Genomic DNA, 12,822 nt, shown 5'->3' with positions numbered 1-12,822 from the left:
GCCGGGGCGCACGATCTGGGCGAGCGTCAAGCCGGCCAGCGCCTCGGCATGCTGCAGCGTCAGCGCGCCGGCGACCGTGATCGGCGCCATGGCGCCCGCCAGACAGAAGGGCGTGATGATCGACACCTGGCCGGCGCGGGCAAAGTCGATGATGCCTTGCGCCATCGGGATGTCGAGCTGGCGCGGCGAATTGGTGTTGATGACGGTGTAGCAATGCGCGTCGGCCAGGAACTCGTCCTCGGAGAGGCCGCGCGCCAGCCGGACCATCTCGAAGCTGTCCTCGACCTGCGGCGTGCCGCGGGCGAAGACGAACGGTACCTTGTCGGACAGCGTCAGCTGTGCCCGGCCGGTGGCATAGTGGCGAAAGCGCGTGTCGACGTCCTGCGGCTCGACGCAGGGACCGAGCATGTGCAGCACGTCGAAATGCTGCACCAGCCGGATGAATTCCTCGAAGGCGGCAAGCGTGCCCGGCCGCCGGCCGCGCTCGAGATCGGTGACGTTGGGAGCGCCGCAACCGGCGAGGAACGTCATCGTGCCGAGTTCGAGATCGAGATCGCGGGAGCGGTCACCGGCCCGCGTCGGGATCGAGCGCGGCGCGGCGGCAAGCGCCGCCGACACGATGTCGCGGCCGATGCGCACCATCTGGCTGTCCTCGTCGACCAGCGCGCCGGCCCGGGCAAAGTTTGCTCGCGCCTCGGGCAGCAACACCTTGATGCCGAGCTCCTCCAGCACGCGCAGCGCCGTGTCGTGAATCGCGGCGACCTGGTCGTCGGAAAAGACCGGCTGCGGCAGGAACGGGTTCTTCAGCGAACGGTAGTTCGGGCGGCGGCTCGATTCGCTGCCAGCGTCGCCGGTGCGTCCGCGCCGGCGTTCGCGTCTCAGATCGCGTGCGGCCTCGTCAATCATGCCTAATCCTCCCTATTGCCGCATTGCCTCGCCCTTGGGGTCGTAAGGCGATACCGCGATGACGCACGCCGGCCGTTCGACGCCGACAATGTGTACGGAAAGCTCCGTCCCCTCCTCGGCGAAATCGTCATCCAGCAACGCCAGGGCGACGCTCTTGCCGACTGTGTAGCCATAGCCGCCGGAGGTGACGAAGCCGACGCGGCGTCCCTTGTGCCAGACCGGCTCGAAGCCGCTGGCGTCGGCGTCGACCGTATCGACCTCCAGCGTCGCGATCCGTCGCGCGACACCGGCCTCGCGCTCCTCGAGCGCCGCTTCGCGTCCAACGAAATCGCCCTTGTCGAAGGCGATGAAGCGGTCGAGCCCGGTCTGGCCGGGCGTGTAGCCTTGCGTGAATTCGCGCGACCAGATGCCGAAGCTCTTTTCCAGCCGCAGCGAATTGAGCGCGTAATAGCCGATCTCGGCGAGGCCGAGATCCTCGCCGGCGACCAGCAGCGTCTCGCGCAAGGTCGCATGCAGGGTGGCCGGACAGTTGATCTCGAAGCCGAGCTCGCCGGCGATCGACAGCCGGGCGACGCGGGCGCGCACCATGCCGATGTCGAACGCGCCGCAAGCCATGAACGGCAGGGTTTTGGCGGAGATGTCCTGATGGGTGGTGCGTTCGACGATCTTCCTTGCGTTCGGTCCGGTGACGAGGAAGCCGGACATTGCGTCCGATCCGTGACCGAGACACCTTCGGCCAAATGCGCTTCGAACCAGCGCATATGGAACTCGCGCAAATAGTAGGAGCCCATGATCCAGTAGTCGCCGCCGCCCCAGTTGAGCACGGTGAGATCGCCCTTGAGGCGTCCGTCATGACCGAGCATCGGCGCGAGCTTCGCGCGGCCGGGCTTCGGCAGCCTGCAGGCCAGCAGCCGGTCGAGCCATGCCTCGGCGCCCGGGCCTGACACCGCGTGGCGCGAGAAGGCCGTGGTATCGACGAGGCCGGCTGCGCGGCGCACCTGAAGCACCTCGTCGCCGACGATGTCGAAAGCGTTGGAGCGCTTCAGCGTCGTCTCCTCGCGGAACCCCATAGGCGCGAAATAGGCCGGGATTTCCAGACCCCAGGACGCCGTCCACTCGGCGCCGGCGGCGCTCATGCCATCATAAGCACCGGGGCGCTTCAGCGGCCGGCCTGCCGGCAAGCGCTCGTTGGGGAAGGTCATGACGAAGCGGCGGGCATAGAACTGGCCCGTCGTTTGCTTGAGATATTCGCGGTTGGCGGCGAAGGCGCCGTAGCGGGCGATGTCCATGCCGAAGATGTCGGCCTGCGGCTCGCCGTAAATCATCCATTCGGCCAGCGACTTGCCGACGCCGCCGCCCTGGCTGAAGCCGGCCATGACGCCGCAGGCGACCCAGTAGTTGCTGAGGCCCCTGACCGGGCCGACCAGCGGGTTGCCGTCCGGCGTGAAGGTGAAGGCGCCGTTCACCCATTTGCGGATGCCGGCCTTCGCCAGGCACGGGAAGCGCTGATAGGCCTTGGAAAGCTCCGGGCTGATGCGGTCAATGTCCTCGGGGATGAGCTCGATGCCGTAATCCCAGGGCGCGCCGTCCATGTTCCAATGCTTGGGGTTCTGCTCGTAGACGCCGAGCAGGACGCCTTTGCGCTCCTGTCTCAGATAGGAGAAACCGTCGAGATCGACGGCAAGGCCGAGTTCCTTGTCGAGCGCAGCGATTTCCGGAATGTCCTCGGTGACGAAATAGTGGTGCTCCATCGGCGTCACCGGCAGGTCGACGCCGGCCATAAGCCCGACCTGCTTGGCCCAGAGGCCGCCGGCGTTGACTACATGCTCGGCGACAATCGTGCCTTTCTCGGTGACGACGTCCCAGCCGCCGTCGGCGCGCTGCTTCAGCTCGACGACGCGATTGCGCAGGATCACATCGGCGCCGCGCTTCTTCGCGGCGCCGGCATAGGCGTGCGTCGTACCGTAGGGGTCGAGATGGCCCTCGTTGGAATCATAGAGGCCGCCCAGCACGTCGCTGACATCGACGATCGGGCAGATCTCCTTGATCTCCTCCGGTGTCATCAGCCGTGCCGTCTCGATGCCGACCGACTGGAATACCGCCCAGGCCGATTTCAGCCATTCCCAGCGCTGCGGGTCGCTCGCCATGTTGACGCCGCCGGTCATGTGCAGCCCGGCATTCTGGCCGGATTCGGCCTCGATCTCGCGATAGAGTTTTATCGTGTAGTCCTGCAATGCCGCGACGTTTGGATCGGCATTGAGAGCGTGGAAGCCGGCGGCCGCGTGCCAGGTCGAGCCGGCCGTCAGCTCGGCGCGCTCGATGAGCGCCACATCGCTCCAGCCGAACCGCGTGAGATGGTAGAGCACCGAGGCGCCGACCACGCCTCCCCCGATGACGACTGCCCGGTAATGCGATTTCACGAGCCTCTCCCTCTCGTTGGAGGCCCTTACGATACATCTCCTGGACATATGTGTCTAGACACTTCTGTCCAGAGCTTGCGCAGAGTTTCGTGCCGTGCCTATTGTGCGGCCATGATCATGACCGCTCCGCAGACCGAGCCGGCGCCCGCCAACATCAAGGTCACGCGCTCGGACTGGATCAATCTGGCGCTTGAGACACTGATTTCAGATGGCATCGAGAGCGTGCGGGTGCTTACGCTCGGCCAGAAGCTCGGCGTGTCGCGATCGAGCTTCTACTGGTATTTCGAAAGCCGCCAGGACCTGCTCGACCAATTGCTCAAGTATTGGCACGACACCAACACCACGGCGATCGTCGAGCGCGCCCGGCGCCCGGCCGAGACCATCATCATGGGTGTGATGAACGTCTTCGAATGCTGGGCCGACGAGCGCCTGTTCGACCCGAGGCTCGATTTCGCCGTCCGCGAATGGGCCAGGCGCTCGATCGACGTGCGGCGGATGATCGACCAGGCCGACGACGAGCGCCTCACTGCGATCCGCGACATGTACCGCCGGCACGGCTATGACGACGAGGACGCGTTCATTCGCGCCCGCGTGCTCTACTACATGCAGATCGGCTACTACGTGCTCGACCTCAAGGAGCCGGTCGAGGCCCGCGTCAGCCATCTCGCCGCCTACCTGCGCTCCTTCACCGGCCAGGAGCCGACAGACGCGGATGTGGCGCATTTCATGCGCTTCATCGCGGCGCGGTGATATCAGGAAGCATGTCTCCCGAAAGCGGGAACCGGCTTCGGGACAGAGACATGCGTAAGATCAAAGACCTGAAGCGCAGGAGCGAATCTGAAAGATCGCGACGCTTTTAGGCCGGCCGATGCGTTCCCATTCAACAAAGCTTGCGCTGTGGCTTCGCTGCCCTTGTGAGCGGTGATAAAATGATCGAATAGTTTGACGGGGTGCCACCCTGAAACTGCCCGCATGCTGTTTTCGGGCGAAAGCGCGTTGGGGCGGAAGTCTGGAATGGCAAGTCCTTCGAAACCACGCAAGAGAAGAGGCCGGGTCGCCTCGGCGGCTCTTGCCGTCGACGCGTGGCTCGATTCCTCGCTCTATGAGATCAGCTTCAAAGCGCGCCAATTCTGGGAAGCGGCAACCATCTTTTCCCGCCGCTTCCGCCTGCATGGCTGGCGACGCGCCATTATCGAGGTGCTCAGCGAAGGCTTCACCATGGGCGCCGGCGGCTTCGTGGTGCTCCTGGCGCTGGCGATGCCCGCCTTCGAGATCACCGCCGGCGACTGGCGCAACCAGGGCGACTTCGCCGTCACCTTCCTCGACCGCTACGGCAACGAGATCGGCCAGCGCGGCATCATCCAGCGCGATTCCGTGCCGGTCGACGAGATGCCGGACATCGTCATCAAGGCGGTGCTGGCGACCGAGGACCGGCGTTTCTTCGATCATTACGGCATCGACGTTCTCGGCCTGTCTCGCGCGATCTTCGAGAATGTGCGCGCCAATTCGGTGGTCCAGGGCGGCTCCAGCATCACCCAGCAGCTCGCCAAGAACCTGTTCCTTTCCAACGAGCGCACCTTGGAGCGCAAGATCAAGGAAGCTTTTCTCTCGCTGTGGCTGGAGGCGAACCTCTCCAAGAAGGAGATCCTGCAGCTCTATCTCGATCGCGCCTATATGGGCGGCGGCACGTTCGGCATCGAGGCGGCGGCCGATTTCTATTTCGGCAAGAGCGTCAAGGACCTGAACCTCGCCGAAGCGGCGATGCTTGCCGGCCTGTTCAAGGCGCCGACCAAATACGCCCCGCATATCAACCTGCCGGCCGCCCGCGCCCGCGCCAATGTGGTGCTCTCCAATCTCGTCGACTCGGGCTTCATGACCGAGGGTCAGGTGCTGCAGGCCAGGCTGCATCCGGCCGACGTCGTCGACCGCGGCGAGCAGAAGAGCCCGGACTATTTCCTCGACTGGGCCTTCGACGAGGTGAAGAAGATCGCCAAGCCCGGCCAGCACTCGCTGGTCGCTCACACCACCTTCGACGCCAACATCCAGAAGGCGGCGGAAGAGTCCGTCGAGTTCCACCTTCGCCAGTTCGGCAAGGAATACAACGTCACCGAGGGCGCGGTGGTGGTGATCGAGACCAACGGCGCGGTGCGCGCCATCGTCGGCGGCCGCGACTATGGCGCCAGCCAGTTCAATCGCGCCACCAAGGCGCTTCGCCAGACCGGATCGTCGTTCAAGCCTTACGTCTACGCCACCGCGATGGAGCACGGCTTCACGCCGGACTCGGTGGTTTCCGGCGGTGCCGTCAGTTGGGGCAGCTGGTCACCGCACAACTACAGCGGCGGATCGGCTGGGAATGTCACGCTGCTCACGGCCATCGCCAAGTCGATCAACACCGTGCCGGTGCGCCTCGCCAAGGACTATCTCGGCATCGCTCCGATCAAGGCGATGGCGGAATCGATGGGCGTCGAGTCGCCCCTGGAATCGCACAAGACCATGGTGCTCGGCACATCCCTCATGACGGTGATGGACCAGGCGACGGGCTACAGCGTCTTTGCGCAAAACGGCTTCGTCGGCTCCCGCCACGGCATCACCCAGCTCGTTACGCGCACCGGCGACGTGGTTTATGACTGGACCAAGGACGCGCCGCCGCCGCACCGTGTGCTGTCGGAAAAGGCGCTGAAATACATGAACACCATGCTCGCGGCTGTCCCGGCGATCGGCACGGCCAGGCGCGCCCAGCTTCCCAACATCGTCGTCGCCGGCAAGACCGGCACCACGCAATCCTACCGCGACGCCTGGTTCGTCGGTTTCACCGGCAACTACACGGCCGCCGTCTGGCTCGGCAATGACGACTTCACGCCGACCAACAAGATGACCGGCGGTTCGCTGCCGGCGATGGTGTGGCAGCGGCTGATGGTCTATGCGCACCAGAACATCGACCTGAAACCGATCCCGGGCCTCGATCATCCGTGGGTCGACCCGGAGGTCGCAGCCAAGGCCGAGGAGGCGGCGAAGAAGGAGGCCGCGGATGCCGAGGCACAGGCGGAGGCCGAGCGTCCGCCGGTGCTGTCCAGCCGGACCACCCAGACGCTGAGGGACATAACCAAGGCGTTCCAAGCGGCGCCGGTTCTCGACGCGCCTACCCCGCCGGAGACGCTGTCGGCGCTTTAGTTTTGATCCTACGCACGTCTTTGTCCCGAAACCGGTTCCCGCTGTCGGGAGACATGCTCTAGTGAAGACTAGGCAATCTGAGACGGGCCCATTCGCCGGGTGGGATCTCAGCGCCGACACGGAAGTTGAACGATAAGACCCTCGTCGCATCGCCGTCGACCTCGCACCGGAAGCTTAGGCGGTACCATGTGGTTGTCGTGCTGAAGGCGGCCTCCGGAGGGCTAAGAACATTGCCCACCTTCAGCGGAATGGATGGCAGCCATTTGGGAGAATAAGAGGCGTCCTGCAATTCTTGGTTCAAAACGCTGCCGCAAAGGTTGGCGACCCGCTGATCGCGAGGCACGCCGGTCATAGAGCTTGTGGCCAGCGCATCGCCGGTAGCGCCCTGCGAGTAGAGCTTTCGAACACCCGGAAGGCCCGAATATGTCGGCGATGCAGTAACGGCGGCTTTGGTGGAACTTGGCGTCCCGGCGCTCTTGCTTCGGGACTTCGAGACGTTCGCAGGCCTGAACTTCAGGGCATTTGCGGGTTTGGACTTCGGCTTTTCGGCCGCGGCCGGAAGCTCGACTTTGCTATCGCTCTCAGCACCCGGCGGCGTTGGCGCCACGGCTGTTTGCCTTTCGGCGGTTTGCGCTCCTGTCTCTTGTTCGTCTGCCTGCTGTTTATCCGTGTCATGGGTTGCCTGCTTCTCCTCACTCTGCGCGGGCTTGGCGTCCGTCGCGGCGTTTACCGGCTTCTCGTCAGCCTTGCTTGGATCGGCCCGCCGATCGGAGCCTGGCGGCGCGGCAGATTGGTTCTCCGCAGGCTTCGGCACGGCAGGGAACTTGGAGTCGTCATCCTTGGTCGGCGACGGCGTGTTGTCTCGATCGCCGCCTCCATCCAGGGATTTCCTCGGGCCGGTATCCTTGTCGCCGTACTGAAAAACGGGCTTTAGCACCGCGATTGGCGGTGGCTTCGGCGGCTGCTTTTCCGGCAGAGGCGGCTTTTCAACTTTCTGCTCGGGCGGTTTTTCAGCCTTCGGTTCCGGCGGCCTTTCGGCCTTGAGTTCCTTTGGCTGCGATGCGGGCGGAGGCTTCGGTTTCTGCTGCTCGGGCGGAGGCACAAGCGCGACATTAACCGGCTGTTCCTGATCTGGTTGTTGGGCAGTTCTCGGCAGGCTATGGACCAGAAACGCTGCGATGAGCACATGCAGAATCAGCGATGCGGGCAAGGCCCAAGCCAAATTCCAACGCCGTTCTTCTGTCTCGCCCTTCATCCCGATCGATGTGGAACGAAATGGCGGCGCCTTCAAGCACAGGCATCGGATTGGATGGCCACCTACAGCGCCGCAGGACGGACCCTGTCCATGACAAGCCGGTCTTCAGCAGGGGGAATGCCACGTTGTTCGGTAGAAGCGACTTGATGGCAGTGTGCCATTTACATCAGTACCGGAAGCGCAGGAGGCCGCCATTTGCAGGCCGGTATCACCTGAATATCGCCACGCCTTAGAGCGAGCCGGCTTGCCACGTCACCCCGCGCCGCGATATCCCGAACAACCTCCTCAGTTCCGGCCCTTCATGCTCAGAAACGCATCCCTCACGCTGCTTTCGCTTGCCATCGCCATCGGCCTTGGCGGCGGCAGCGTCTGGTATGCGCTCAACGCACAGGACGGCGTCGGCGCGATCCGGATCGGCCAATGGACCGCTTTTCCCGAAATCGGCACCCAGGCCGCCGACCCCTATTCCAAGGCCCGCGTGGCGCGCGAGGGCGTGCTGGCGCTTGGCCAGGCGGAGGGGCTGTCCTTCGTTGCCGAGCGCGACGAGTCCGGCGCGCCGCTGAAACGGCAATGCGCCTATACGATCGTAGGCGGATATCCGACGGCCCGGTTCTGGACGCTCTATGCCGCCGACCAGTCGCTCGGCGTCATCGACACCGGCAAGGCGAGACAGGCGGCGCTGCAATCCTACGAGGTGCTGCGCCAACCCGACAATTCGGTCGTCATCTCGGTCGGCGACCGCCCTGCCCCCGGCAACTGGCTGCTCACCAACGGCTTCGGCAAGATGTATTTCGTGCTGACCTTCTACGACACGCCGATCGCGAGCAGCACCGGGCTTTCCGACGTGACGCTGCCGCGCATCCTGAAGGCGGGCTGCCATGCGTAGCCTGCTGCACGCCCTGATCCTTGGCCTGCTCGGCGCCGGCATCGTGCATATCGCGGTGCTGTTCCTGGTGCCGGAATTTTCCGAACGCGATGCCTGGTCGCGGCTCGCAATGGCCTCCGACCTCTACAAGATGACGCGCCTGGACGCGGAGGCCGGCGGGGCGCCGGTGGTGAAGTCGGTCGACCCCATGTTCTATGCGGCTGCCTGCCGCTTCGATCTCGCCGACGGGCTGGTGCGGATCCGGGCGCCGGGCGACGTGCCGTTCTGGTCGGCCTCGGTCTATGACCGCAGCGGCCACAACATCTATTCCTTCAACGACCACAACGCCAACAGCGAGAAGCTCGATGCCGTGGTGCTAACACCGGCGCAGATGATCGACGTGCGGCGCGACCTTCCTGAAGAGCTTCAGGGCGCGATCTTCGTCGAGGCGCCCATCGAGGAAGGCATCGTCGTCGTCCGCGCCTTCGTTCCGGACGACAGCTGGAAGCCGATCGTGTCACGCTTCCTCGAGCAGAGCGCCTGCGAGCTGCAGGACTACTGAGTAAGGTCAGTGATGCGGCACCGGAGGCCGCGGCGGCTTGTCCGGAGAGTCCTGGCGCGCCGCGCCGACCTGCGGCTGCGGCTCGTAGCGGACGCCGGGGAAGATGATAACCGCCGCCGCTGTGTCGGTAGCGTGAGTTACTCGATTGACCGGTGCCGTTCTCGGCACAAAAGACAGGACCATGCCCATGGTTCGTGCATTCCTCTCGGTTGACCCGGAGCACAACGCAACGCCTCCAAAGTTGATTAAGGCGGGCAGAGGGTTAACGGAGCGCTAACGGATCGCCGCTAATTTGATCTTTGTTCCCTGGAGACGCGTGACCGGCCCGGCCGGATTGCGCGGGGCCAGGTCTGTGTCGAGTATCGGGCGTATCCTCCGTGTCTTCTTCGGATTTCAGGCACATCGCTATCCGGACCGAAGCGGGAAAAGCCGAAAGGCTGTTCCGCGCCGCCGTGTCGGCTTTCTGCTCGCTGACGCGCCCCTCGCGCCGCGAGATCGCCCAGCTCGAGGATCTGACGCTGCCGCTTTTCGACGAGGTGTCGGTCGAATCGCGCCGCTATGTCGCCGCCGCCCTTTCCGAATGCGAATATGCGCCAGCCGCGCTGGTGCGGCGGCTGGCCGAGGAGCCGGTCGAAATCGCGGCACCGCTGCTTACCCGCTCGAACGCTCTGAGCGACATCGATCTCATCGCGCTGATCGGCCGCCATGGCCTGCCGCACGCGCGCGCGATCGCGCGACGCAAGGAACTCAATGCGACCATCGCCCACCTGATCCGTGCGCTGGAGAAGCCGACGCTGGTCAAGACGCGGCCGCCTGAGACGGTCACGAAGCTCGCACCGGTGAAACCGGAGCCCGCTAGCACGACGGAAGACAGCCGCCCGGATCCCGGCAAAGCCGAGGAAAACGCGCGGCGCCGCCTGCGCTCGATGATGCGCCCCGCCGGCGAAGGTGCCGCCGTCAACCTGTTCCTTGGACAGCCGACCTATGTGAGGCTGCGCGAGACGGCGCTGACCGAAAACGCCGCCTTCTTCCAGACAGCGCTTGCCGATGCGCTCGACATCGATTTTGCCACGGCCCGCTCGGTCACCGAGCAGTCGGGCTATGCCGCACTGCTCGCGGCGCTCAAGGCGCTCGACCTCAGCGAAGACAGGGCCTTCCTGATCGCGGTCGCGGTCTATCCGGGCGAGTTCCCGCATCCGCAGGCGATCCGCCTGTTCCTCGACCGCTACCGGTTGCTGCATCGCGAGGCGGCGCTCGACAAGGTGCGGGCCTGGAAGGCCGAAACCCTGTCGCGAGCGATCCGCGGCAACGCCACCGAGACGCCAAGCGCCGGGCGCCAGGCATCGAACGTCGATGAAAAGGCCGCCGGCCGCAAGGCGTCCTGAAGCAAGAAAGTCAGGCAGCGGTTCTTCGTGGGAATTGCCGGACCTGAAGCCGGGCCGCAGCCCCTATTCCGTCTTCACGGAAACAAGCTCCTCGATCGGAACGGAGCCTGCCTCGATCTCGACCACCCAGATATCCGGATCGAATCGCTTTTCCTTCTCGAGCCGCGCATCGAATGCCGAGGCTTCGTCGCTGGAATCGAGCAAGGTGAAGAAGCGCTCGTCGGGCTTTGCGGAATCGTAGCTCGTCTGCGGTGCCGGCCCGTACAGAGCCACCTCCCCCAACCGGCCGCGCGACAGCACAAAGACGGCGCCCGCCTCGGTCGCGCCGCGTTTGACCACGGCGGCAAAACCGCCGGCGCCGAACACGCGGCGCACAAGGGCCGAAACCCAAAGATCGGTGGTCACGCGCATGGTGGGATTCCGGAGGGCATGCGCGGTTCCCTACAACATTGGGAATGGAACCGAAACGCCGACAGCCCTCAGTTCGTCAGGCCGATCTCGCGCATCTTGGCATAGACCGCTTCGTCCGGCTCGCCGGTCTCGGGCAGCCCGAACAGCGCCTGGAACTCCTTGATCGCGGCCTTGGTGCGGGCGCCGACCAAGCCATCGAGTTGCATGTCGTCATTGCCGAACGCCTTGAGGCCGGCCTGTATCTTGACGATGCGGGCGTCGGGCGCCTGCGCCGCTCCATTGGCCGGGGCGGAGACCGGAATTGCCATCGGTTTGGCGGCTTGGGCCGTTGCGATATCGGCCGGACGCGGCGCCGGATGCGGAATGGCAGCGGTCGTCTGCCTGGCGCCGAGCTGATCGAGCAGCGCACCGTCGATATCACCGGACGCCGGCAAGCCGACCTTGAGCTGATAGGCCTGGATGGCCTTGCGCGTGGCCGGCCCCGTCAGGCCATCAACGGTGCCGTCGTAGAAATTGAGGTCCTTCAATATGCCCTGCACCTGCTGGACGATCGGGTCGGGCTTGGGAGCCGGCTGCGCCGGCGCCTGCCGCACGATGTTGATGGTGGTCTCCGGCTCGTCGGAGACGGCATGCGGGAAATTCTCGATGCTCCTGGTGGCGAAGAAGGCGCCCGTGTGCGGAAAAGGCTGGTACCAGAGCGCGTTGGCCGAAACGTAGAAGAGCGTCACCAGGAAGGCGGTCGAGCCGCCGACCAGGACCGGATTGCGCGAGATCATCTGGCCAACCGCCACAGCGCCCTCGGCAAGGACGCCGCGCTCGGGTTCGACCACCTTAGGCCGTCTTGCGGAGCGAGCCATTGCTGTCCCCATCTGCATCCCCCTTCGGCTTTGCAACCGGCATCGGCAGCACACCGGCCGGCGCGCCCGAGCGCCGCTTCGGTCCGTTCACCGGCAGGCTGATCGTCGCCGTGGTGCCTTCGCCCGGAGCGCTCTCGATCGACATCGTGCCCTCGTGCAGCGCCACCAGGCCCTTGACCAGCGACAGGCCGAGCCCGGTTCCCTCGAAACGGCGCGTATAGTCGTTCTGGATCTGCATGAACGGCTTGCCGAGATTGGCCATATCCTCCTCGGCGATGCCGATGCCGGTGTCGCTCACCCAGAAATGCAACCGCGAGCCGACGCGCTTGGCGCCGATCACCACACTGCCGCCGTCGGGCGTGAACTTCACGGCGTTCGAAACCAGATTGATCAGGATCTGCTGCACGGCGCGGCGGTCGGCGTTGATCTCGCCGGCGTCCGGTGCGATCTGCGAGCCGAGCGCGATGCTCTTGGCGTCGGCCAGCGGCCGCATCATCGAGCGGCACATATCGACGGCATCAGCGAAGCGGAACGGTTCCAGCTCGGTCGCATAGGCGCCGGCCTCGATGCGCGAGACGTCGAGGATCGAGGTGACGACGGACAGAAGATGCTGGCCGGACTCCCTGACCAGCCCGACATATTCCTTCTGGCGCGGATCGCGGAAGGCGCCGAACATCTCGTGCAGCAGCATGTCGGAGAAGCCGATGATGGCGTTGAGCGGCGTGCGCAGCTCGTGGCTGACCACCGCCAGGAAACGGCCCTTGGCCACTTCGGCGGCAGCCGCGGCGTCCCTGGCCGAGGCAAGTTCTTCGCGCAGCGCTGCTACGTCGTCGTTCTCACGAAGCACGAGGGTGAAGATGTCCTGCTCAAGCGCGCCGCGCATCAATTCCAGGCGGAACGGGCGGAAATTGTCGGCCGAGCCGCCACCGTCGCGCGGCAGCCGGATGCGCAGGTCGAGCCGGCGCTTCGGCGCGCCCTCGCGCATGTCGG

The 12,822-nt window shown here is 65.1% G+C and carries 10 protein-coding genes and 1 pseudogene; 5 read left to right on the top strand and 6 right to left on the bottom strand.

Features of this window, described 5'->3' with window-relative positions:
• Positions 1-906: trimethylamine methyltransferase family protein (locus DH10_RS32805; RefSeq protein ID WP_192385792.1), on the bottom strand; the 906-nt coding region annotated here is incomplete at its 3' end.
• Between the two features lie 12 nt (positions 907-918).
• A pseudogene (locus DH10_RS32800) lies at positions 919-3,326 on the bottom strand (GcvT family protein).
• A gap of 111 nt (positions 3,327-3,437) precedes the next feature.
• Here DH10_RS32800 and DH10_RS32795 point away from each other — a divergent pair.
• The gene (locus DH10_RS32795; protein ID WP_192249004.1) at positions 3,438-4,076 is read left to right on the top strand and encodes a TetR/AcrR family transcriptional regulator; all 639 of its coding nucleotides are present in this window, start codon (positions 3,438-3,440) and stop codon (positions 4,074-4,076) included.
• A gap of 264 nt (positions 4,077-4,340) precedes the next feature.
• Positions 4,341-6,497, top strand: coding sequence for a transglycosylase domain-containing protein (locus tag DH10_RS32790; RefSeq protein WP_192249001.1), 2,157 nt, complete (start codon positions 4,341-4,343; stop codon positions 6,495-6,497).
• 58 nt (positions 6,498-6,555) lie between these two features.
• Here DH10_RS32790 and DH10_RS32785 read toward each other — a convergent pair whose 3' ends face one another.
• A complete protein-coding gene (locus DH10_RS32785) occupies positions 6,556-7,752 on the bottom strand; it encodes a DUF930 domain-containing protein (protein WP_192249226.1) in 1,197 nt (398 codons plus the stop codon).
• A gap of 301 nt (positions 7,753-8,053) precedes the next feature.
• Between DH10_RS32785 and DH10_RS32780 the strand changes: the two genes are divergently transcribed.
• The 3 genes from DH10_RS32780 to DH10_RS32770 all read left to right on the top strand — a co-directional run bounded on the left by DH10_RS32780 (position 8,054) and on the right by DH10_RS32770 (position 10,564).
• Positions 8,054-8,638, top strand: coding sequence for a DUF1214 domain-containing protein (locus DH10_RS32780; RefSeq protein WP_192248998.1), 585 nt, complete (start codon positions 8,054-8,056; stop codon positions 8,636-8,638).
• On the top strand, positions 8,631-9,179 hold the full coding sequence (locus DH10_RS32775) for a DUF1254 domain-containing protein (RefSeq protein WP_192248995.1): 549 nt from the start codon (positions 8,631-8,633) through the stop codon (positions 9,177-9,179). The genes DH10_RS32780 and DH10_RS32775 overlap by 8 nt, the downstream gene beginning before the upstream one ends.
• Before the next feature lie 377 nt (positions 9,180-9,556).
• A complete protein-coding gene (locus DH10_RS32770) occupies positions 9,557-10,564 on the top strand; it encodes a DUF2336 domain-containing protein (RefSeq protein WP_192248992.1) in 1,008 nt (335 codons plus the stop codon).
• 63 nt (positions 10,565-10,627) lie between these two features.
• Here the strand turns inward: DH10_RS32770 and DH10_RS32765 are convergent, their stop codons facing one another.
• The 3 genes from DH10_RS32765 to DH10_RS32755 all read right to left on the bottom strand — a co-directional run.
• Positions 10,628-10,975, bottom strand: coding sequence for a DUF1491 family protein (locus DH10_RS32765; protein ID WP_192248989.1), 348 nt, complete (start codon positions 10,973-10,975; stop codon positions 10,628-10,630).
• A 68-nt stretch (positions 10,976-11,043) separates the two neighbouring features.
• Positions 11,044-11,832 (bottom strand): peptidoglycan-binding domain-containing protein, encoded by a 789-nt coding sequence (locus DH10_RS32760; RefSeq protein ID WP_192248986.1) that lies wholly within the window; start codon positions 11,830-11,832, stop codon positions 11,044-11,046.
• A partial coding sequence (locus DH10_RS32755; RefSeq protein ID WP_192385791.1) for a sensor histidine kinase occupies positions 11,807-12,822 on the bottom strand: 1,016 nt, incomplete at its 5' end. The genes DH10_RS32755 and DH10_RS32760, both read right to left, overlap by 26 nt.

The sequence above is a fragment of the Mesorhizobium silamurunense genome (genome assembly GCF_014843825.1).
In the GTDB taxonomy this organism is placed as follows: domain Bacteria; phylum Pseudomonadota; class Alphaproteobacteria; order Rhizobiales; family Rhizobiaceae; genus Mesorhizobium; species Mesorhizobium silamurunense.
The sequence above is the reverse complement of the archived record's forward strand: the minus strand, read 5'-3'. Positions and strand labels throughout refer to the sequence as shown.